Source organism: Methylobacterium litchii (genome assembly GCF_038442315.1).
GTDB classification, from domain to species: Bacteria; Pseudomonadota; Alphaproteobacteria; order Rhizobiales; family Beijerinckiaceae; genus Methylobacterium; species Methylobacterium litchii.
In genome coordinates this window covers 47704-68455 of the sequence record NZ_JBBXMY010000019.1, presented here as the reverse complement: position 1 = coordinate 68455, position 20752 = coordinate 47704, and the positions used below count along the sequence as shown (strand labels likewise).

16 protein-coding genes are annotated in these 20752 nt (G+C 69.6%); 7 read left to right on the top strand and 9 right to left on the bottom strand.

What is annotated here, in order from left to right; genetic code table 11:
• Window positions 1-490: 490 nt before the first annotated feature.
• Window positions 491-2506, top strand: coding sequence for a M23 family metallopeptidase (locus AAHF99_RS23530; protein WP_342166826.1), 2016 nt, complete (start codon window positions 491-493; stop codon window positions 2504-2506).
• A gap of 6 nt (window positions 2507-2512) precedes the next feature.
• Here the strand turns inward: AAHF99_RS23530 and gluQRS are convergent, their stop codons facing one another.
• Window positions 2513-3367, bottom strand: coding sequence for a tRNA glutamyl-Q(34) synthetase GluQRS (gluQRS, locus tag AAHF99_RS23525; RefSeq protein WP_342166825.1), 855 nt, complete (start codon window positions 3365-3367; stop codon window positions 2513-2515).
• Window positions 3364-3636 (bottom strand): hypothetical protein, encoded by a 273-nt coding sequence (locus tag AAHF99_RS23520; RefSeq protein ID WP_342166824.1) that lies wholly within the window; start codon window positions 3634-3636, stop codon window positions 3364-3366. Before AAHF99_RS23520 ends, gluQRS begins: the two co-directional genes overlap by 4 nt.
• Window positions 3637-4009: 373 nt before the next feature.
• Here AAHF99_RS23520 and AAHF99_RS23515 point away from each other — a divergent pair, with 373 nt between their 5' ends.
• The 3 genes from AAHF99_RS23515 (at window position 4010) to AAHF99_RS23505 (ending at window position 7459) form a co-directional block, all read left to right on the top strand.
• Entirely contained in the window at window positions 4010-4507 is a 498-nt protein-coding gene (locus tag AAHF99_RS23515) for a Ros/MucR family transcriptional regulator (protein ID WP_342166823.1), read from the top strand.
• Window positions 4508-4626: 119 nt separating this feature from the next.
• Window positions 4627-6069, top strand: a complete 1443-nt coding sequence (locus AAHF99_RS23510; protein ID WP_342166822.1) for a Do family serine endopeptidase — start codon at window positions 4627-4629, stop codon at window positions 6067-6069.
• 52 nt (window positions 6070-6121) lie between these two features.
• Window positions 6122-7459, top strand: a complete 1338-nt coding sequence (locus tag AAHF99_RS23505; protein ID WP_342166821.1) for a replication-associated recombination protein A — start codon at window positions 6122-6124, stop codon at window positions 7457-7459.
• 28 nt (window positions 7460-7487) lie between these two features.
• On the opposite strand, the gene trmFO is transcribed toward AAHF99_RS23505, so the two are convergent.
• From trmFO to uvrA, 6 genes are all read right to left on the bottom strand, one after another.
• Window positions 7488-8903, bottom strand: a complete 1416-nt coding sequence (gene trmFO / locus AAHF99_RS23500) for a methylenetetrahydrofolate--tRNA-(uracil(54)-C(5))-methyltransferase (FADH(2)-oxidizing) TrmFO (RefSeq protein ID WP_342166820.1) — start codon at window positions 8901-8903, stop codon at window positions 7488-7490.
• A gap of 81 nt (window positions 8904-8984) precedes the next feature.
• Window positions 8985-9131 carry a DUF1127 domain-containing protein gene (locus AAHF99_RS23495; RefSeq protein WP_342166819.1) on the bottom strand — a complete coding sequence of 49 codons (147 nt, stop codon included), beginning with the start codon at window positions 9129-9131 and terminating at the stop codon, window positions 8985-8987.
• A gap of 269 nt (window positions 9132-9400) precedes the next feature.
• Entirely contained in the window at window positions 9401-9682 is a 282-nt protein-coding gene (locus AAHF99_RS23490; RefSeq protein ID WP_342166818.1) for a GCG_CRPN prefix-to-repeats domain-containing protein, read from the bottom strand.
• Window positions 9683-9820: 138 nt separating this feature from the next.
• The gene (locus AAHF99_RS23485) at window positions 9821-10789 is read right to left on the bottom strand and encodes a S1C family serine protease (RefSeq protein ID WP_342166817.1); all 969 of its coding nucleotides are present in this window, start codon (window positions 10787-10789) and stop codon (window positions 9821-9823) included.
• Window positions 10790-11006: 217 nt separating this feature from the next.
• Window positions 11007-11990 carry a transporter gene (locus AAHF99_RS23480; protein WP_342166816.1) on the bottom strand — a complete coding sequence of 328 codons (984 nt, stop codon included), beginning with the start codon at window positions 11988-11990 and terminating at the stop codon, window positions 11007-11009.
• A gap of 476 nt (window positions 11991-12466) precedes the next feature.
• A complete protein-coding gene (gene uvrA, locus AAHF99_RS23475) occupies window positions 12467-15553 on the bottom strand; it encodes an excinuclease ABC subunit UvrA (RefSeq protein ID WP_342166815.1) in 3087 nt (1028 codons plus the stop codon).
• 265 nt (window positions 15554-15818) lie between these two features.
• Here uvrA and AAHF99_RS23470 point away from each other — a divergent pair, with 265 nt between their 5' ends.
• On the top strand, window positions 15819-16973 hold the full coding sequence (locus tag AAHF99_RS23470; protein ID WP_342166814.1) for an MFS transporter: 1155 nt from the start codon (window positions 15819-15821) through the stop codon (window positions 16971-16973).
• 9 nt (window positions 16974-16982) lie between these two features.
• Here AAHF99_RS23470 and AAHF99_RS23465 read toward each other — a convergent pair whose 3' ends face one another.
• A complete protein-coding gene (locus tag AAHF99_RS23465) occupies window positions 16983-18002 on the bottom strand; it encodes a zinc-binding alcohol dehydrogenase family protein (protein WP_342166813.1) in 1020 nt (339 codons plus the stop codon).
• A gap of 97 nt (window positions 18003-18099) precedes the next feature.
• On the opposite strand from AAHF99_RS23465, the gene AAHF99_RS23460 reads away from it, so the two are divergent.
• A complete protein-coding gene (locus AAHF99_RS23460) occupies window positions 18100-18459 on the top strand; it encodes a winged helix-turn-helix transcriptional regulator (RefSeq protein WP_342166812.1) in 360 nt (119 codons plus the stop codon).
• A gap of 97 nt (window positions 18460-18556) precedes the next feature.
• A complete protein-coding gene (locus tag AAHF99_RS23455) occupies window positions 18557-20614 on the top strand; it encodes a methyl-accepting chemotaxis protein (RefSeq protein ID WP_342166811.1) in 2058 nt (685 codons plus the stop codon).
• The last annotated feature ends 138 nt before the right edge of the window (window positions 20615-20752 follow it).

Here is a 20752-nt window from a genome sequence, read left to right as displayed (position 1 = left end):
CCAACAGATCAGCGTCTCGTCTCTCACGATCCGGCAAAAGCCAGATCCGCAAGGACAGTCGAGTACGCCGTCCGCGTCTCCCTTCCTCATATCACAATGTCAAAGAGCTGATCGCCGGTTGACCCGGATGACCCTACACCGAGAGGACAAAAACAGCAGCGTGCCCGGCCTTCGCCGGCCAACCCTGCCGCGATGTTCAGAAGGTGCGTCGTCAACCGGTCCGCTTCCGCGGCCGGCGCCGATGAACAGAGGTATAAGGATCGCCCCCTGGCCCGTCAATCGCAAATTTCGCCGAACCCGAAAAAATCGACCCGGCTCCTGGAACGATCCCGGATTCGGCGGGAGAGCTCACGCGCGACGCGCGCCTCAATCTCGACATCCTGTCCTTAGACATGGTTCCTCTCTGGGGGGCGACCCGCCGACCCCTGTCCGGCCGCCATCCGCGACCGCCGCGACCGCGCCGACGGTGAAGGCTCTTTAGGACCAGCGAGTGAAGCGCGAGCGATACAGGATCGACGGCGCGCTGCCCGTCGCACAGGGCGGCCAAGCTCCCCTCGATCTGTTCGGATCGGAGGCGACGCAGGTCGACCGGCGCACGGTGAACCTGCGCTGGCTCTGCGCCAGCTCCCTCACCGGTCTGACCGGCGCGGCGCTGATCGCTGCTGCGCTTCATGTCTCCATTCAGGGCGACCTCTCCTACGCGGCGATCCCCGATCAGCCGAGCATCGCGCCGCGCCTTCTGCCGAACGAGGGCAGCGCCAACGTCGCGCACAAGGGCGACCGGCTCGTGCGCAACCCAATGGTGGCCTCCGCCCGCCAGAGCTTCCGCGCCCCGGTGACGGTGCGACTCGGGGACCGGGAGATCATCAAGGCCAAGCCGTTCGTGCGGATCACGACGCCGCTTTCCCTGACGGTGGGCACCTATGCCTCCGACCTGCCGCGCTTCGACCCGATGAAGTTCGCCTCGGACGAGCCGCAGGAGCGCGCCGCCGACGCCGCCAGCGATGCCCCCGGTGCCGAAGTGACCGTCGTGAAGCGCGACCTCGTCGGGCTCGCGGTCGATCCCGCCGCCCCGGCCCTCAGCGACGACGACGTGGCCGCGCAGGTTGAGGAGGAGCGGCGCCTCGCGGCGGAAGCCGGACGCCGGACCACCATCCCGATCGCGCCGCAGATCATGCTGTCGCGCACGCTGCAGCAGGCAGCCGGTGCCCTCGACGGGGCGCCCAAGGAGAACAACCCGTTCAAGGCGATCGAGGTGCTGGTTGTCCCCGAGAACGTCACCAAGCTCGCCAAGACCGACCTAAAGCCGAACGAGCCGCCCCTCGTGGAGGAGCGCGACATCGCCCTCGCCAAGGGCGAGACGCTCGAATCGACCCTCAAGGGCACCGGCCTCGCGAGCGACGAGCAGATCCGCGGGATCGTCGCGGCGCTCGGCGGCCGAACCAAGACCTCCGCCCTGGCGGAGGGTCAGCAGATGCGCGTGCAGATCGCACCCGGCGCCCAGCCGGCCAACGCCCGGCAGGTGACCCGCGTGGTCCTCTACGGCGAGAACGGGATCGAAGGCATCGCCGCGATCAACGACCGGGGCACCTTCGTCTCCGTGGCCCCGCCGACGGAGGACATCTCCGGGCAGAAGGCGCAGCCCCAAGCGGATGCGGGCGATGAGGAGGACGAGGATTCGGGCTCCGGCCCCCGGCTCTACCAGAGCCTCTACGAGACGGCCGGGCGGCACGACATCCCGCGCACCACCGTCGAGGACATCGTCCGGGTGTTCAGCTACGATCTCGACTTCCAGCGCCGGGTGCAGAGCGGCGACGGGCTCGACGTCTTCTATACGTATGACGAGGAAGGCTCCGGCGCCGACCGGCCGGACCTGCTCTATGCCGCGCTCACCCTCGGCGGCGAGACCCGCAAGGTGTTCCGCTTCCAATCGCCCGACGACGGCTCGATCGATTATCTCGACGACCAGGGGCGCTCGCTGAAGAAGTTCCTCCTGCGAAAGCCCATCGCCGACGGCATCATGCGCTCGGGCTTCGGCTACCGCCGCCACCCGGTGCTTGGCTACGCAAAGCTGCATACCGGCGTCGATTGGTCGAACCCGATCGGCACGCCGATCATGGCCGCCGGCAACGGCCTCGTGATCCGCGCCGAGATGACCTCCGGCTACGGGCGCCGGGTCGAGTTGCAGCACATCAACGGCTACGTCACGACCTACAACCACATGTCGCGGTTTGGGCGGGGCATCACGGAAGGCGTGCGCGTCCGCCAGGGCCAGATCATCGGCTATGTCGGCTCGACCGGCCTCTCGACCGGCGCCCACCTCCACTACGAGGTGATCATCAACGGTCATTTCGTGGATCCGATGAAGATCCGCGTGCCGCGCGGGCGCGAGTTGGACGGGCGGCTACTCGCCGATTTCCGGCGCCAGCGCGAGCAGATCGAGGCGACGATGCAGAAGGCCAAGAGCGCCACGGCCCTCGCCCAGCGCGACGCCGCGATCCGGTAGGCCCCCTCAGGCGAAGCCGAGCCGGGCGCGGATCGCCCCGGCGGACAGGCCCGCGTCCCGCAGGGAGGCGAGGCTCGGCGAACCCCGCGACTTGGCGAGCTTGCGCCCCTCCTCATCCTGGATCAGCGGGTGATGGTGATAGCGGGGCGTCGGCAGGCCGAGGAGCCGTTGCAGCAGCACGTGCAGGCTCGTCGCCGCTTCGAGGTCGGCGCCGCGCACCACGTGGGTGATGCTCTCCAGAGCATCGTCATGGACCACGGCGAGGTGGTAGCTCGTCGGCACGTCCCGGCGCGCGATCACCGCGTCGCCCCAGGGCGCCGGATCGGCCGGCACCCAGCGCTTGCCCTCTCCGTCGAGGGCGACGTAGCCCAGCGGCCCTTGCTTCAGCGCCTGGGGGAGGGCGCGCGACAGGGCGAGCCGCCACGTATGCGGTTCGCCGCGCGCGCACCGCGCGGCGGCCTCGCCGGGATCGAGGTCGCGACAGGTTCCGGGGTAGAGCGGCGCGCCGTCCGGATCGCACGCCACCGCCCGCGCCCGGATCTCGCCGCGTGAGCAAAAACACGCATAGGCCCAGCCGGCCCCAATGAGCCTATCCCGAACTGACCGATATTCACGCATATGCGCCGATTGGCGGCGGATCGGTTCCGGGTAGGTCAGGCCGATCCAGGCGAGATCGGTGAGGATCGCCTCGGTGAATTCAGGCTTGGACCGGGCCGGATCGATATCCTCGATGCGCAACCGGCAGGTTCCGCCGAGGTCGGCTGCGATCTTGGTGTTCAACAGCGCGGAATAGGCGTGGCCGAGATGCAGCCGGCCATTCGGGCTCGGCGCGAATCGCAGGATCGCCGATGGGCCGCTCACCCGTCGTTTCGGATCAGACAACGCTGCACGCCGGGCTCGCAGGCGATGCCCGGCAGGGAACAGGCGACGCTGTCGGGCCAGCGCTTGCAGACCTGGCAGCCGTCCGACCATTCGAGGCAGGTAGGGTCGTCCGCCACCGTGCGGGGGGCGGGGCCATGCCCGCCCGGCGCCAGGGCGCCGATCAGCACCGTCACGAGAGTCAGGGCGGCGATGCCGGCGAGGGCGAGGCGCTCGCTCGGCGAGGTCGGGCGATGGGGCGTTTGCGACATGCAGCCTTGTTCGCGTGGCTCGGGCCGTCCTGTCAACGCGATGGCCTCACCCCTTCGGCGAAGCCGTAAAATCATCCACGGGCAATGAGCATTTTTCACAATGATTGTTTTTGTGTCGTGCGGTTGCCAACGCTTATTGCACACAACAAAGATCAGAGAGACGCCGATAAGAATTTGGCGAGACATGGTTCGCCTCTGCGCAACGAATACGGAGAACACGGCACGTCACGGCGATGCATGGGTGGTTAATTGCCAGAATTATGGGTTGTGGCGCCGAAATAGCGCGTCTGTGAATTGAGTGCGGGTCGCGAGAGGGTTATACAACCACGCATGGTGCTTTTTACGTCATCACCCCTCCAGATAGGTCAAGACGATGTCTTCCACGTTCGATGATCGCCTGTTGGCGCTGACCGCCGAAGTCGTCACGGCATATGTCAGCAACAACCACATCCAGCCGGCAGACCTCCCGGAAGTTCTGACCAGCGTGTACCGCGTGATGTGGGACGTTGAGAGCAAGCGTCGCCCTATCGAGCTTCCGCCGAAACTGACCCAACAGGAAATCGAGCGCTCGATCACGAAGGATTTTCTGATTTCGTTCGAGGACGGCAAGCCCTACAAGACCCTGCGCCGCCACCTCGCGATGCATGGCCTGACCCCGGACGCCTACCGCGCGAAGTGGGGACTCGATGCCAGCTACCCGATGACCTCGCCGTCCTATTCCGAGCGCCGGTCCGAGCTCGCCCGCGCCCTCGGCCTCGGCAAGATGCACCGGGTGCCCGCCGGACAGAGTGGCGCGCAGGCGGCCGTGGCCCAGGCCATCGCGGCGCAGGCGGTGTCCGGCAGCCGCGTCAAGCGCAAGCCGGTGGAGTGACGGAAAGCGCGGCGCATCGGCGAAGGTGTCGCGCGCCTGCCTTAATCGGCTCCGATAGGCTCCCTGCAAAGGCTCCCGTCCGGCTCGGCCGGCGGGAGCGCCCGCATCCGGAGCCCCGCATGACGACCCGACTGCCCCTTGCCGTGCTCTTCGCCGTGATCCTCGGCGGCACCGCCTCCGCGCAGATGGCGCGGACCGAGCCGCAGGAGAACACGGGCAAGCAGGTGCCCCTGAGCCGGGGCGAGGTTCAGCTCTCCTTCGCGCCGGTGGTGAAGCGGGCGGCGCCCTCGGTGGTGAACGTCTACGCCTCGCATGTCGACAAGCGCTCCAACGCGCGCGCCAGCGCGATGGAGGAGTTCATGCGCCGCTTCTTCGGCGAGCCGGAGGGCGGGCGCGGCCCCCGGGGCGACCGGGCGCAGAAATCCCTCGGCTCCGGCGTGCTGGTGGACGGCTCCGGGCTCGTCATCACCAACGCCCACGTCATCGACAACATGAACGAGGTGCGCGTCGCCCTGGCCGACCGGCGGGAATTCGAGGCGTCCATCGTCCTGCGTGACAGCCGCACCGACCTCGCGGTGATCCGCATCAAGGAGCCGCCGACCGGGCTGAACCCGATGCCGTTCGGCGATGCGGACAAGCTGGAGGTCGGCGACTTCGTGATGGCGATCGGCAACCCGTTCGGCGTCGGCCAGACGGTGACGCAGGGCATCGTCTCGGCGCTCGCCCGCACGCAGGTCGGCTCGGCGGACTACCAGTACTTCATCCAGACCGACGCCGCGATCAATCCGGGCAATTCCGGCGGCGCCCTGGTCAACCTCCAGGGTCAACTGGTCGGCATCAACACCGCGATCTACTCGCAATCGGGCGGCAGCCACGGCATCGGCTTCGCCATCCCCGTCAGCATGGTCAAGGCGGTGGTCATGGCCGCCAAGGACGGCCTGACCGTGGTGCGCCGGCCCTGGCTCGGCGCGCGGGTCCAGACCGTCTCGCCGGACATCGCCGACAGCATGGGGCTCGACCACCCGACCGGCGTGCTGGTGGCAAGCCTCCAGCCCAAGAGCCCGGCCGAGGAAGCCGGGCTGAAGCGCGGCGACCTGATCCTGTCGGTGGACGGGCAGGCGGTGGATGATCCCGAGGCCTTCGGCTACCGCTTCGCCCTGAAGGGCATCACGGGCCACACGAAGTTCGGCATCCAGCGCGGCACGAGCCGCCAGACGCTGAACGTGAAGCTCGGCTCGGCCCCGGAGACGCGCCCGCGCGACTCGCTCAAGGTGAAAACCCGCTCTCCCTTCCTGGGAGCGAGCTTCGTGAACACCTCCCCCGCCGTCGCCGAGGACCTGCAGGTCGACTTCACGGTGGACGGCGTCGCGGTCGAATCCGTGGACGAGGGGTCCTTCGCCGCCCGCGCCGGGCTGCAGAAGGGCGATGTCGTGGTGGCGGTGAACGGCATGCCGATGGCCACCACCAAGGACCTCGACCGGGTGATCCGCACCATGCCGGGTTCGTGGGAGATCGTCATCAACCGCAACGGCGAGGTGATGACCTCGATCTTCAGCGGTTGAGGACCCGCCCGCGGCGCTTGCATCGGCCGGGGCGGGCGGTGTTCATGCCGGGATGTCAGATCTGTTCGGATCGTCAGAGCCCGCCCCGCCGCCCGAGGCCGCACCGGAGAGCGGCGTCAACCGCCCTCTGGCCGACAGACTCCGGCCGCGCACCCTCGACGAGGTGGTCGGACAGGAACACCTGACCGGGGAGGGTGGCGCGCTCACCCGCCTGCTGCGCGGGCGCAACCTCGGCTCGCTGATCTTCTGGGGACCGCCGGGCACCGGCAAGACCACGGTGGCGCGGCTCCTCGCCTCCGCGACGGACCTGCATTTCGAGCAGATCTCGGCGATCTTCTCGGGCGTGCCGGACCTGCGCAAGGTGTTCGAGGCCGCCCGCAAGCGTCGGACGCAGGGGCAGGCGACCCTGCTCTTCGTGGACGAGATCCACCGCTTCAACCGCGCCCAGCTCGACGCCTTCCTGCCGGTGATGGAGGACGGCACCGTCACGCTGATCGGCGCCACCACCGAGAACCCCTCCTTCGAATTGAACGCGGCGCTCCTGTCCCGCGCCCGCGTGCTGCTGTTCCGCGCCCTCGATCCGGGGGCCATCGCCCGCCTGCTGGCGCGGGCCGAGGATTTGACCGGGCAGGCGCTGCCGCTGACCGAGGAGGCGAGGGGGGTTCTCGTCCGCATGGCCGATGGCGACGGGCGCGCGGCGCTGACGTTGGCCGAGGAGGTCTGGCGCTCGGCGGCGCCGGGCGAGACCTTCGACGCCGACGCCCTGCAACGCATCGTCCAGCGCCGCGCCCCCGTCTACGACAAGGCGCAGGAGGGGCACTACAACCTGATCTCCGCGCTCCATAAGACGGTGCGCGGCTCGGACCCGGATGCGGCGCTCTACTACCTGTGCCGGATGCTCGATGCCGGCGAGGACCGGCTGTTCATCGCCCGGCGCCTCGTGCGCATGGCGGTGGAGGATATCGGGCTCGCCGATCCGCAGGCGCTCGTGATCGCCAACGCGGCCAAGGATGCGTTCGACTTCCTCGGCAGCCCCGAGGGCGAGCTGGCGCTTGCGCAGGCGGCGATCTACCTCGCCTGCGCCCCGAAATCGAACGCGGTCTACACCGCCTACAAGGCCGCGACGCGCCTCGCCAAGGAGGCGGGCTCGCTGCCCCCGCCGCGGGTGATCCTCAACGCGCCGACCAAGCTGATGCGGAAGGTCGGCTACGGCGAGGGCTACCGCTACGACCACGACGAGCCCGACGCCTTCTCCGGCCAGGATTACTGGCCCGAGGCCTTGGGCCGGCAGCATCTCTACGAGCCGACCGACCGGGGCTACGAGACCCGCCTCGCCGACCGTCTCGCCCGCTGGGAGGAGATGCGGCAGGCGCGGCGCGACGAGGGGTAAGGGTCGGGCGCGGCGCGAAATCCCGCCGCTACTCCGCCGCCGCCTGAACCGGCTGACCGCCGGCCATCCAGGCGGCGAGGTCGTCCCGCGCCCTGTCGGTGAGGGCGCGCTTCTTCAGGGCGGCCTTCTCCGGCCCACGCAGGCGGCGCCCGGCCTCTCCGCGCGGCATCCGCTCCAGCGGCGGGAACAGCCCGAAATTGACGTTCATCGGTTGGAACGAGCGCGGGCCGCTCCCCTCCTCGGCCGAGACATGCCCGCCGGTGATGTGGGCGATCAGGGCGCCGAGCGCCGTCGTCTGGGGCAGGGGGGCGAGCGGCGCGCTCGCCGCCTCGGCCACCGCGAAGCGCCCGGCCATCAGGCCCACGGCGGCGCTCTCTACATAGCCCTCGCAGCCGGTGATCTGCCCAGCGAAGCGCAGAGCGGGCCGCGCCTTCAGGCGCAGGGTCGCGTCCAGCAGGCGCGGGCTGTCGAGATAGGTGTTCCGGTGAAGGCCGCCGAGCCGGGCGAACTCCGCGTTCTGCAGGCCGGGGATGGTGCGGAAGATCCGCACCTGCTCCGAATAGGTCAGCTTCGTCTGGAAGCCGACCATGTTGTAGAGGGTGCCCAGGGCGTTGTCCTGCCGGAGCTGGACGATGGCGCAGGGCTTCCGGTCCGGGGCGCGGGGATTGGTGAGGCCGACCGGCTTCATCGGCCCGTGACGCAGGGTTTCGGGGCCGCGCTCGGCCATGACCTCGATGGGCAGGCACCCGTCGAAATAGGGCGTGCCCTCCCATTGCTTGAAGCCGATCTTCTCGCCGCCGATCAGGGCCGCGATGAAGGCGTCGTATTGCTCCCGGTCCATCGGGCAGTTGAGGTAGTCGGCCCCGGTGCCGCCCGGGCCCGGCTTGTCGTAGCGCGACTGGAACCACGCCACGTCCATGTCGATGGACTCGCGGTGCACGATGGGCGCGATGGCGTCGAAGAAGGCGAGCGATTCGGCGCCGGTGAGGGCGCAGATGCCCTCGGCGAGATCGGGGGCGGTGAGGGGGCCCGTTGCGACGATGCACGGCCCCCATTCCTCCGGCGGAAGCCCGGCGACCTCCTCCCGCACGACGGTGACATTGGGGTGCTGTTCGAGGGTGGCCGTCACGGCGGCGGAGAAACCCTCGCGGTCCACGGCGAGCGCCCCGCCCGCCGGCACCTGATGCGCATCGGCAGCGCGCATGATCAGCGAGCCGAGACTGCGCATCTCCTGGTGGAGAAGCCCGACGGCGTTGCCGTTGGCGTCGTCCGACCGGAAGGAGTTGGAGCAGACGAGTTCCGCCAGCCCCTCGCCGTGATGCGCCTCGGTGCGGCGCACGGGGCGCATCTCGTGGATCACGGCGTGGTGGCCGGCTTCGGCGACCTGCCAGGCGGCTTCGGACCCGGCGAGACCGCCGCCGACGATGTGAATGGTGTGCGTCATGCCTGAAAATAACGGAGGGCCGCCACCCGGATCAACGGGGGACGGCCCTTCAATCGTCAGTCGGGCGTGAGCCCCGTGAGATCAGGCGCGCGCGATGCCCAGGATGTCGGTGCGGTTGATGCCGAGATCGGCAAGATCGCGATCCGACAGGCGCGAAAGCTGGGACACCGTATCGCGATAGCGGAGGTAGGCGCGGACACGGGACAGAACGCTGCGGGCGGCAGACATGGAACTCTTGGCCTCTCATGAGGCAGGCGGTGCTGAAAGGAGGGGCACCGCTGCCTGTTGTTGATGCATTGCACATATAGACCGGTTGCGGCGCAGCGTCAGAGCTAAGGCCAAGCACCTGCCCTGCACGAAAGTCATAGCCAGCTTAAGACTCGGGCAACCTTACCCCGTGGTCATTCTGTAGGCGCATGCATCAATGGGGGCCGGACGCGCAAAAGGCGCCCCGCCGGCCGGCGGGACGCCCTCTCAATTCGCGGTTGCGAAACGGCCTAGTAGAACGGGCGGGGGCCGTAATAGCCGTAGGGCCGGTAGATCGGCCGGGGGCGGGCATAGCCGTACCCGTAGACCGGCACCGGGCGCCGCCAATAGGGGCGGGGGCCGTAGCCGTAGTTCGGGCGGCAGACGCCCCAGGGGTTCGGGTGGAAGCCGGGGCCGCAGCCGCCGGCGGCTTGCGCCGAATCCGCGAGGCCGAGCCCGCCAGCCACCAGCGCGGCGGCGAGCAGGGCCGGCTTGACGAGAGCCTTTCCGCGAAGGGTGCTCACGAGTGCCATGAGATGATCTCCATCGTCTCCCGACGCCCGGGCGCCGGTTCGGAAGGGAGAATCGGGCCGGCGACCTGAACGGACCCTGAGATTACGGTTGTGGAACGTGCAGGGTCCAGGCGTTTTCGCGGCAGCGTTGTGGCGCCCTCAATGGACCGAGGGCGTCCGCAGGAAGGCGTGGCGATCCCCGGAGACGATGGTGAGCAGCAGCGTGCGCCCGTCCCGCCGGATCGTCAGGGGGATGCGCGCCCCGGCCGTCCCCAGCGCCCAGATCGAGCGGAACATGGCCGCGAGGTCCGCGATGGGCTCGCCCGCCACCGCGGCGATCACGTCGCCGCCCTGCAGGCCGGCGCCCTCGGCGGGGCCTCCGTCGGCGAGGCCCATGATGACGATGCCCTCCTCGCTCTCCGTGGCGTAGATGCCGAGCCAGGGGCGGGGGGCTTGGTCGGCCCGGCCGCGCATGCGCAGGTCTTCGAGGATCGGCGGCAGCAGGTCGATGGGCACGACCATGTTGATCGCGCGGCCCGCCGCGCTGCCCCCCTGCTGCAATTGCAGGGAGCCGATGCCGAGAAGGTCGCCCTTCGGCCCGATCAGCGCCGTGCCGCCCCAATGAGGGTGCGAGGGCGCGGTGAACAGCGCCTCGTCGAGGACGTATTCCCAGTAGCCCGCGAATTCCTGCCGGGCGATCACCTCGACGGCGACGCAATGGGAGCGGCCCCCGCCCCCCGCCAGCACCGCCTTGTCCCCGATCTTGAGGGAGGAGGAGCGGCCGAGCCGCAGGGAGGACGTGCCGAGATCGCCCAGGGCCTGCACGAGGCCGAACCCGGTGGCGGCATCGAAGCCCAGGACGTGGCCCGGCACGGAACGGCCCTCGCGGGTCGTCAGCCAGACGCTCTCGGCCTCCATGACGAGGTAGCCGACGGTGAGGACGAGCCCGTCCTCGCCGATCACCACGGCGTTGCCCGCGCGCTCGGTGCCGAGGGTTTCCGCCGTGAACCCGTCTTCCGGCACGCGGCTCGACAGCGAGACCACCGCGCCGATCGCCCGGTCGAGGTCGTAGCTGTAATCGGCGGCCTTCGGCTGGACCTGAACCGGGATCTTGCGTTCGCCCTGCATGGTCGGCGCCCCTTGGCCTCGCACAACCTGCGGACGCCTCGTCGGCCGTCCGCGTGAATCGTCAGTTCGACGTAAGTAGGCGACCCGAGCCCGCCCGACACCCGGTGCGGCGGCGGGGCCGGGTTGCCCGAACGACGAACGCCCGGCCTCCAGGGGAGACCGGGCGTCGACGAGCGCGGGGGATGCGGCGCCTGGGGCGCCGCATCCGAGGCCGTTCTCAGTACTTGCGAACCAGCGGAGCCGGGACCGGGGAAACGGCAGCGGCGGGGCTGTACAGCGGGATGATGAAGCGGATCCAGCCGTCGGTGGAGTAGTTCTCGCGGGCGGCGCGGAAGGCGGTCGCCGGGATGGTGGAGCCGGTTACGACGTCGCGGGCGACGTAGGCCTGAACCTTGAACACCTTGAAGTCGTAGCCGACGAGGCCGCCGAGGGCGAAGCGGCCGCGGTTGCCGGCCGCCGCGCTGAGCGGGCTGATGTCGAAGTTGTAGGTGCCGTAGCCGACGGCGCCGATTTCGAAGTTGCCGAAGGTCTTCGTGGCCGTGAGGTCGAAGTTCAGGGCGTCCGAGAGGCGCAGCGGGCCGATGAAGGCACCCACGCGACCGTCGAACCGGCCGGGGGAGTCGTAGATGTTGGCGGTCAGGTTGGCGGTCAGGTTCCAGCCGTCACCCGTGTAGCTGCCGGCGACGCCGAAGCGGTAGGTGTTGGAGGAGAGCTGCGGCAGAACCGGGGTGGCGGTCGCGCCGGTGGGCGTGATGATCGAGCCGCGGTCGCCGTTCAGGTCGTTCAGGTACACGCCGCCGAGCAAGCTGACGCCGAAGTTGCCGCCCAGGTCGAAGGCCCAGATGCCGCCGATGAAGGTACCGACGTTGATCGAGATGTCCTTGTTCGCGACGCCGGCCGGGTTGCGGGTGAAGGCGAACACGGTCGGGGGAGCCACGAGGAGCTCGATGCGGCCGCCGAACGGCACCAGCGGGGTCGACCACACGAGGACCGGGATGTTGACGGCCGTATCGGCATCGTTCCGGCCGTCGGTGCGGCGGTAGGTGAAGGTGTTGATGGCGTAGATGCCCTCGGGGAGCGGCGCGCCGACGGCAAGGCCGACCTGCTCACCCGGGACAGTCGTGGTTTGCGCTTGAGCGATCGTCGACGTCATTCCGACCGAGAGCGCGACCGCGCCGGCCGCGAGCCAGTTCTTCATCATTATTTCGGTCCTTCCCAAGGTCTCTGGCTTCCGTCCCGCATTCGGCATTACCGTGCCGGTCACATCCGCTTCTGCGGTGGCCGTCCGATTCAATGCCGAGCGCCCCCACGGAGCCGCCCCGTCTCAACGTCTCGGACTATTCTACAAAGGACCTCGGAAAGACAGAGCAATGCTTGCCGGTTTGGCAGGTTGGAGCAAACCGTTGCGCAAAAGCCGCATTTTTGCCGCGTTGCAACACATGCCTAAGACAGCCCGTTCGGCAAAATATCGTTGAACGGTCAAGCTGTTGTCCCGGTCCGAGACGGGACGAACCGGCAAGGCAGCCGCCCCCGCCCCGAAGCGGTGCGAGCCCCCTCCGGAGCGCCGGACAGGCGAATCTTTGGCTTGCATAAGCCCCGGACGACCGATTCCGGGGTCGAATCATGCCCCTTCGGCAGGCGTTTCGCCCACCGAACCGGCAGAAACTGCCGACTCGCCTAGCCGGCGGCCTTCCGGCGGGGGGCGGGCTTCGCCGCGCGCCGTTCCAGCACCTCGCGCAGGAAACGCCCGGTATGGCTCGCCTTCGACGCGGCGATCTCCTCCGGCACGCCCACGGCCACGACCTTGCCGCCACCGTCGCCGCCCTCGGGACCCATGTCGATCACCCAATCGGCGGTCTTGATGACCTCCAAGTTGTGCTCGATGACGACGACAGTATTGCCCTGGTCGACAAGCTCGTGAAGCACTTCCATCAGCTTCGCGACATCATGGAAGTGAAGTCCGGTCGTCGGCTCGTCGAGGATATACAGCGTCCGCCCGGTGGCGCGCTTGGACAATTCCTTCGACAGCTTGACCCGCTGGGCTTCGCCGCCCGACAGGGTGGTCGCCTGTTGGCCGACGCGGACATAATGCAGGCCGACGCGCTTCAGCGTCTCCATCTTGTCGCGGATCGAGGGCACCGCCTTGAACAGCTCCGCCGCCTCCTCGACCGTCATGTCGAGCACGTCGGCGATGGACTTCTCGCGGTACTTCACCTCCAGCGTCTCGCGGTCGTAGCGCTTGCCCTTGCAGACATCGCAGGTGACGTAGACGTCCGGCAGGAAGTGCATCTCGATCTTGATGACGCCATCGCCGGAGCAGGCCTCGCAGCGCCCGCCCTTCACGTTGAAGGAGAAGCGCCCCGGTTGGTAGCCGCGCGCCTTGGCCTCCGGCAGGCCGGCGAACCAGTCGCGGATCGGCGTGAAGGCGCCGATATAGGTGGCGGGGTTCGAGCGCGGGGTCCGCCCGATGGGCGACTGGTCGATGTCGATGACCTTGTCGAGATGCTCCAGCCCCTCGATTCGGCCGTAGGGCGCCGGGTGCTCCACTGCCCCGTTCAGCTTCTTGGCCACCGCCTTGTAGAGCGTGTCGATCACGAGGGTGGACTTGCCGCCGCCCGAGACGCCCGTCACGCAGGTGAAGGTGCCCAGCGGGACCGCGATGTCCACGTCCTTGAGGTTGTTGCCGCGTGCGCCGAACACCTCGAGCGTGCCCTTGCGGCCCTTCCGCCGGGCGGCGGGCATCCGCACCGATAGCTCACCGGTCAGGTACTTGGCGGTGAGCGAGGCGGGGTTGGCCAGCACCTCGGCGGGCGTCCCCTGGGCGATGATCTCGCCCCCGTGGATGCCGGCGCCGGGGCCGACATCGACCACGTAATCGGCCTGCAGGATGGCGTCCTCGTCGTGCTCCACGACGATCACCGAATTGCCGAGGTCGCGTAGGCGCTTCAATGTGCCGAGCAACCGCTCGTTGTCCCGCTGGTGCAGGCCGATGGACGGCTCGTCGAGGACGTAGAGCACGCCGGTCAGGCCGGAGCCGATCTGGCTGGCGAGGCGGATGCGCTGGCTCTCGCCGCCGGAGAGGGAGCCGGAGCCCCGCGCCAGGGTCAGGTATTCGAGGCCCACATCCATCAGGAAGCTTAAGCGGTCGCTGATCTCCTTGAGGATGCGGATGGCGATCTCGTTCTGCTTGGCCGTCAGCTTCTCGGGCAGGTCAGCGAACCATTGGTGCGCCTTGCTCACCGACAGGTCCGTGACCTCGCCGATGTCATGCATCGCCACCTTCACCGCCAGCGCCTCGGGCTTGAGGCGCTTGCCGAGGCAGGCGGCGCAGGGCGTCTCGCTCATGAAGCGCCCGATCTCCTCGCGCACGGCGTCGGAATCGCTCTCCTTGTAGCGGCGCTCTAGGTTCGGGATCACGCCCTCGAAGGGCTTGTTGACCGAATACCGGCGCAGGCCGTCGTCATAATAGAAGCGGATCGACTCGCGGCCGGACCCGTAGAGCACCACGGCGCGGTCGGCGTCCCTCAGCTTGGCCCAGGGGGTACTGGTCTCGAACCCGAAATGGGCGGAGAGCGCGTCCAGGGTCTGGCCGTAATAGGGGGAGGTGGATTTCGCCCAGGGCGCCACCGTCCCGCGCTTCAGGCTGAGGGCCGGATCGGCGATGACGAGTTCGGGGTCGATCCGCATCTCGTGGCCGATGCCGCCGCAGGTCGGGCAGGCGCCGAACGGGTTGTTGAACGAGAACAGGCGCGGCTCGATCTCGGCGATGGTGAAGCCGGAGACCGGGCAGGCGAAGCGCGACGAGAAGGTGATGGACTGTGCCTCCTCCCCCTCGGCCACGTCGGCGTAGACGATCTCCGCAATCCCGTCCGCGAGGTCGAGGGCGGTCTCGAAGGAATCGGCCAGACGCGAGGCGATGTCGTCGCGCACCACGATCCGGTCGACCACCACGTCGATGTCGTGCTTCAGCTTCTTGTCGAGCTTGGGCGCGTCGTCGATGGCGTAGAATTCGCCGTCGATCCGCAGGCGCTGGAAGCCCTTCTTCTGGAACTCGGCGATCTCCTTGCGGTACTCGCCCTTCCGGCCGCGCACCACGGGGGCGAGCAGGTACAGGCGGGTCTTTTCCGGCAGGGTCAGCACCCGGTCGACCATCTGCTGGACGGTCTGGCTCTCGATGGGCAGGCCGGTGGCCGGGGAATAGGGGATGCCGACCCGCGCCCAGAGCAGGCGCATGTAATCGTAGATCTCGGTGACGGTGCCCACCGTCGAGCGCGGATTCTTCGAGGTGGTCTTCTGCTCGATGGAGATGGCCGGGGAGAGCCCGTCGATCTGATCGACATCGGGCTTCGACATCATCTCCAGGAACTGGCGGGCATAGGCCGAGAGCGATTCGACGTAGCGGCGCTGCCCCTCGGCGTAGATCGTGTCGAACGCGAGCGACGACTTGCCCGAGCCCGAGAGGCCGGTGAACACCACCAGCCGGTCGCGGGGGATCGTCAGGTCGACGTTCTTCAGATTGTGCTCGCGGGCGCCGCGCACGGAGATGACGCGCTGGTCCCGGGTCGCCGGGCCCGCCGCATCGAACAGCTTCTCCAGCTTGGCATCGATGGACGCTTCGGCCTTGGCCGCGGCGCGCGGAGGCGCCTTCACGGTGGCCTTCACCGTCGTCTTATCCGTCGCCTTGGCGCCGGCCTTGCCGGCGGCGGGACGGGGGCTCGCGGGTTCGGCGGCCTGCTTCTGGGCTCCGGCACGGGCTCTGGCCATGAGGGCGGCGGTCTTTCGAGGCGTCGACGCGGATGGGGAGGCGTCCGGTGAACCGGCCGCAGCACCGGCTCATGTCGATCCCCGCTGGCCGATGGCAAGGTGCGGCGGTCCATTCGCGGACCCGCCCCCGCGTGAGCTTGCTAGAACGAAATGAGTACGCGGGCAACCGGCCCGACGCAGGGCAGGTTGGCGCCGGCCTGCCTTGCGGCCACGCGCGGGGCGTCCCAGAGGTAGGGCTCCGCCACCCGATTGACGACGCCTGCCGATGCAGATTCTCGCCGCGACCGAGCCGCGCGCTAGCCAGACCCGCGACGGCGTGTGGTCCACCCGCCTCCTGTTCCTCATCGTCGGCATCGGCACCGCCGCCTGGGCACCACTGGTCCCGCATGTGAAGGCGCAGGCCGGCTTGAGCGAGGCGCAACTCGGCCTCCTGCTGCTCTGCCTCGGCATCGGCTCCATCGCGGCGATGCCCCTCGCGGGCGCGGCGGCGGCCCGGTTCGGCCTGCGCCCGGTGGTGCTGTTCGGCACGAGCGCGATCGCCTTGCCCCTGCCGATCCTCGCGAACGTCGATTCGGCGTGGCTGCTCGCGCCCTGCCTGCTCCTGTTCGGCGCGGGGATGGGCGCGGTCGATTGCGCCATGAACCTTCAGGCCGTCGCCGTGGAGAAGGCGCGGGGCCGCCCGATGATGTCGGGCTTCCATGGGCTCTACAGCCTCGGCAGCCTCGTCGGGGCGCTGGCGGCGGGGGCCTTGCTCTTCACCGGCCTCGGGATCGGCACAACGACCCTGCTCGCGGTCGCCGCCATCGCCGTGATGTTCGCGGCCTCCTGGCCCGGCATCCTGGCGCGGGCCGCCACGGCGGGCGGCCCCGCCTTCGCCCTTCCGCGCGGGATCGTCCTCGTCATCGGCATCCTGTGCTGCATCACCTTCCTGACGGAGGGCTCGGTGCTCGATTGGAGCGCCGTGTTCCTGTCGCAGGACCGGGGCGTCGATGCCGCGCGGGCGACCCTCGGCTATGCGGCCTTCTCGGTGACGATGACGGCGGGCCGGCTCGCGGGGGACGGGATCGTCGCGTGGCTCGGGCGCCGACGCGTCCTCGTCCTCGGCGGGCTTTGCGCCGCCGCCGGCCTCGCCCTCACGGTCCTCGTCCCGGCCTGGGAGGCAGCCCTGGCCGGCTACGCCCTGGTCGGAGCGGGCTGCGCCAACATCGTGCCCGTGCTGTTCACCGCCGCCGGACGGCAGACGGCGATGCCCCCGAGCGTCGCCGTGCCGGCCGTGACCACCTTCGGCTATACCGGGGTGCTCGCCGGCCCGGCGCTGATCGGCTTCGTCGCGCAGGGGACGAGCCTGCCGACTGCCTTCCTGACGGTCGCGGTGCTGCTGGTCGGCGTCGCAGGGGCGGGGCGGGTGCTGCGCCTGTAGGCCCCCGACCTAGTCCGCGAAGCCTTCGAGGACGATCTTGCCCTTGGCCCGGCCGGACTCGATCAGGGCATGGGCCCGCCGGAGGTTGTCCGCATCGATGCGCCCGTAATGCTCACCCAGGGTGGTGCGCAGGCGTCCCTCGTCCACGAGCCGCGCGACCTCGTTCAAGAGCCGCCCCTGCTCGGCGATGTCGGCGGTGGCGAACATCGAGCGGGTGAACATGAACTCCCAGTGCAGGGACAGGCTCTTCCGCTTGAGGACCGAGATATCCAGGCTCTCGGGGTCGTCGATCAGGGCGAAGCGCCCCTGCGGCGCGATCAGTCCAGCGATCTCGGTGAGATGCAGATCGGTGTTGGTGGTCGAGAAGACGAGGCCCGGGGCACCAATCCCAAGGGCCGCCACCTCGGCGGCCAGCGGCTTGCCGTGGTCCACGACATGGTGGGCGCCGAGGTCGCGGCACCATTGCGCCGTCTCCGGCCGCGAGGCGGTGGCGATCACCGTCAGGTCGGTGAGCTGCCGGGCGAGCTGGATCGCGATGGACCCGACCCCGCCCGCCCCGCCGACGATGAGCAGGGCAGGGGCCGCGCCGGGCACGGGTCGGCCCGTGTCGAGCCGGTCGAACAGGGTTTCCCAGGCGGTGATCGCCGTGAGCGGCAGGGCGGCGGCCTGCGCCCAATCGAGGCTCGTCGGTTTGCGCCCGACGATCCGCGCATCGACGCAATGGAACTGCGCGTTCGTGCCGGGACGGCCGAGATCGCCGGCATAGAACACCGCGTCCCCGACGGCGAACTCCGTCATCTCCGCGCCGGTCGCGACGACGGTGCCGGCGGCGTCCCATCCGAGCACCTTGGTGCCGCCGGCCTCGGGCTCGGCCCGGCGCCGGACCTTGGTGTCCACCGGGTTCACCGAAATCGCCTCGACCTTCACGAGCAGGTCGCGCGGCCCCGGCTCGGGCTGCGGCAGGTCGAGGTCGACCAGCGCCTCGTCCTGGGTGATCGGCAGGGACTTCCGGTATCCGACGGCGCGCATCGCGACCTCCTCGCATCGAGGCCCGCGTGATGCCGCCGCTCTTCCAAGCGCGCAAGTACGCACATAAAAGGCCACTAGTGTCGAAAAGGATACCGCTATGGCCCGCACCCGTCACCACAGCGGCGATTGCAGCCCGGGCTGCGCCGTCGAAGCCACCCTCCGGCTCATCGACGGCAAGTGGAAGGGCGTGATCCTCTACCACTTGTTGGAGGGGACGCTGCGGTTCAGCGAACTCCGGCGCCGGCTGACGAGCGTCACCCAGCGGATGCTCACGAATCAGCTTCGGGAAATGGAAGCCGACGGGCTGATCGCGCGACGGGTCTACGCCGAAGTCCCTCCCAAGGTGGAGTACAGCCTGACCGAGCGCGGCCGCTCGCTGCAACCTGTCATTTCCGCGCTGAAAGCTTGGGGAGACCTGCACACCGGGCAAGCAGATTCGACCCAATCTGCAGCTTAAACGAGCAAGTGGCCTCGATCACTGTCAGGCCCAGGCAACGATAATTTTATCAACTTACGTGAGTATTGGCCGCGCAAACACTTCTTCTGGCTCAGTCATGACCTTCCTCGCAACGCTCCATTCCCGCATCCTGGCGGTTGCGCTCGCGCCCTGCCTCGCCTTCGCGGGCGCGGCGGGCGTCTCGATCTTGGATCAGTGGACGCGCCGCGCCGACATGGTTCAGGTGGAGGATCTCGTGGGGCTGTCCTCGCGGATCAGCGCCTTCGTCCACGAGGCGCAGCGGGAGCGGGGCGCCTCCAGCCTGTTCCTGGCGGCGAAGGGCGCGCAGTTCGGCCCCGAGTTGACGGCCCAGCGGGGGCGCACCGATGCGGCGCTCGCGGGCCTGAAGGAGGCCGTGGCGGCGGGGGGCTTCGGCGCCATGGGCGGCGCGGCCGCCGCCTCGGCCAAGGATCTCGCGGACAAGCTCAACGGCCACGCCGCGCAGCGCAAGGTGATCGACGGCCTGTCCGTCCCCGCGCCGCAGGCCGCCGCCTTCTATACGGGCATGATCGGCGCCGGCCTCGGCCTCGTGCGCGCCATGGGCGGGGCCATGGACGAGGCCTCCATCGCCGCCCGCGCCCAATCCTATGCCGCCTTCCTGATGATGAAGGAGGCCGCCGGCCAGGAGCGGGCCGCCGCCTCGGCCGTCTTCGCCTCCGGCCAGTACGACCTTCCCGCCGCCCGCCGCCTCGCGACCCTGACGGCGGATCAGGGGACCTACGCCAAGCTGTTCCGCGCCAGCGCGGCGCCCGCGCAGGCCGCTGCCCTCGATACGGCGGAGGGGAGCGAGCCCGCCCGCGAGGTCGCGCGGCTGCGCGACTCGCTGCTCGCCCTCGCCCCCGGCGAGGCACCCGCCTTCCGCGACGCGCCGGGCTGGTTCAAGCTCGCCACGCAGCGCATCGACAGCCTGAAGGGCGTCGAGGATCAATTGACCGGCGAGTTGGTCGGGCAGGCGCGCTCCCTGCGCGCGGAGGCCGAACGGCTGCTCTGGCTCTGGATCGGCGGGGCGCTCGCCCTGCTGACGGCCTCGGTCGGCATCGCGGCGGCGCTCGGCACCGCCATCAGCCGCCCGCTCACGCGGGTGGCGAGGGCGCTCACCCTGATCGGCCGGGGCGACGCGGAGGCCGAAAAGGTGGTGCTGCCGGCCGGCGGCCCGCGCGAGCTGCGGGCGATCAGCGGCGCGGCGATCGCCTTCCGCGAGAGCGTCACCGAGCGCCGGGTTGCGCAGGCGGCGCAGGAGCACATGGCCCTGGAACACGCCGCCGCCCAGCGCCAGGCGGCCAAACTTCTCGCCGACGATTTCGAGGGACAGGTCGGCAGCATCGTGGAGGCGGTCTCGGCCGCCGCGAGTCAGCTCGAATCCTCGGCGCTCGGCATGTCCAAGGCCGCCCGCGACACGACCGGCCTGAGCCGGGCGGTCGCCAGCGCCTCGCACTCGGCGGCGGGCTCGGCCGACGCGGTCGCCGCCGCGACGGAGGAACTCTCGGTCTCGGTGCGCGAGATCGCCTCGCAGGTCGGGGCCTCGGCCAACCTCGCCGCCACCGCCCAGCGCGACGCGGACGGCGCGGCGGACGAGGTACGCCGCCTCGCGGAGGCCGCCGCCAGCATCGGCGAGATCGTCGGCATGATCTCCAGCGTCGCCGCGCAGACCAACCTTCTCGCCCTCAACGCCACCATCGAGGCCGCGCGCGCGGGCGAAGCGGGGCGGGGCTTCGCCGTCGTCGCGGCGGAGGTGAAGGAACTCGCCGCCCAGACCACCCGCGCCACCGAGGACATCGCCGCCAAGGTCGGCGAGATCGCCGGGGCCACGGACGCCTCGGTGCGCTCCATCGGCGGCATCGCCACCATGGTCCGCGACCTCGCCCGGGTCGGCTCGGACATCGCCGCCATGGTCGAGGAGCAGGGCGCCGCCACCGCCGAGATCGCCCGCACCACCGCGCAGACCTCGCAGGACACCCGCGCCGTCTCCGGCCATGTGGCGGGGGTCGATGCAGCCGCCGCCACGGCGAGCCACGGATCGGATCAGGTGCTCACCGCCGCAAGCGATCTGTCCCGTCAGGCGGGGGCTCTGCGCGGAGCGGTCGCGGGCTTCCTTTCACAGGTCAGAGCCGCCTGAATCACCGCTTCGCCACAGAGTCGTCTCATTTGCGGCGTGACGTGACAGGCCGGGGCCGCGCCATCGTGCGGCCATCGGGCAGAGGTGAGTGTGCGCCCCCGGCGAGGCGCTGAGCGAGACGTGGGGGCGTCGAGCATG

What these genes read in the sequence shown, in the direction of transcription:
- AAHF99_RS23485 (WP_342166817.1), bottom strand. Translation starts at nt 10,789, where the DNA reads ATGCAGGGCGAACGCAAGATCCCGGTTCAGGTCCAGCCGAAGGCCGCC.
- AAHF99_RS23505 (WP_342166821.1), top strand. Translation starts at nt 6,122, where the DNA reads ATGTCAGATCTGTTCGGATCGTCAGAGCCCGCCCCGCCGCCCGAGGCC.
- AAHF99_RS23465 (WP_342166813.1), bottom strand. Translation starts at nt 18,002, where the DNA reads ATGCGCGCCGTCGGATACCGGAAGTCCCTGCCGATCACCCAGGACGAG.
- AAHF99_RS23455 (WP_342166811.1), top strand. Translation starts at nt 18,557, where the DNA reads ATGACCTTCCTCGCAACGCTCCATTCCCGCATCCTGGCGGTTGCGCTC.
- trmFO (WP_342166820.1), bottom strand. Translation starts at nt 8,903, where the DNA reads ATGACGCACACCATTCACATCGTCGGCGGCGGTCTCGCCGGGTCCGAA.
- AAHF99_RS23470 (WP_342166814.1), top strand. Translation starts at nt 15,819, where the DNA reads ATGCAGATTCTCGCCGCGACCGAGCCGCGCGCTAGCCAGACCCGCGAC.
- uvrA (WP_342166815.1), bottom strand. Translation starts at nt 15,553, where the DNA reads ATGGCCAGAGCCCGTGCCGGAGCCCAGAAGCAGGCCGCCGAACCCGCG.
- AAHF99_RS23460 (WP_342166812.1), top strand. Translation starts at nt 18,100, where the DNA reads ATGGCCCGCACCCGTCACCACAGCGGCGATTGCAGCCCGGGCTGCGCC.
- AAHF99_RS23520 (WP_342166824.1), bottom strand. Translation starts at nt 3,636, where the DNA reads ATGTCGCAAACGCCCCATCGCCCGACCTCGCCGAGCGAGCGCCTCGCC.
- AAHF99_RS23480 (WP_342166816.1), bottom strand. Translation starts at nt 11,990, where the DNA reads ATGATGAAGAACTGGCTCGCGGCCGGCGCGGTCGCGCTCTCGGTCGGA.
- AAHF99_RS23510 (WP_342166822.1), top strand. Translation starts at nt 4,627, where the DNA reads ATGACGACCCGACTGCCCCTTGCCGTGCTCTTCGCCGTGATCCTCGGC.
- AAHF99_RS23515 (WP_342166823.1), top strand. Translation starts at nt 4,010, where the DNA reads ATGTCTTCCACGTTCGATGATCGCCTGTTGGCGCTGACCGCCGAAGTC.
- AAHF99_RS23490 (WP_342166818.1), bottom strand. Translation starts at nt 9,682, where the DNA reads ATGGCACTCGTGAGCACCCTTCGCGGAAAGGCTCTCGTCAAGCCGGCC.
- AAHF99_RS23495 (WP_342166819.1), bottom strand. Translation starts at nt 9,131, where the DNA reads ATGTCTGCCGCCCGCAGCGTTCTGTCCCGTGTCCGCGCCTACCTCCGC.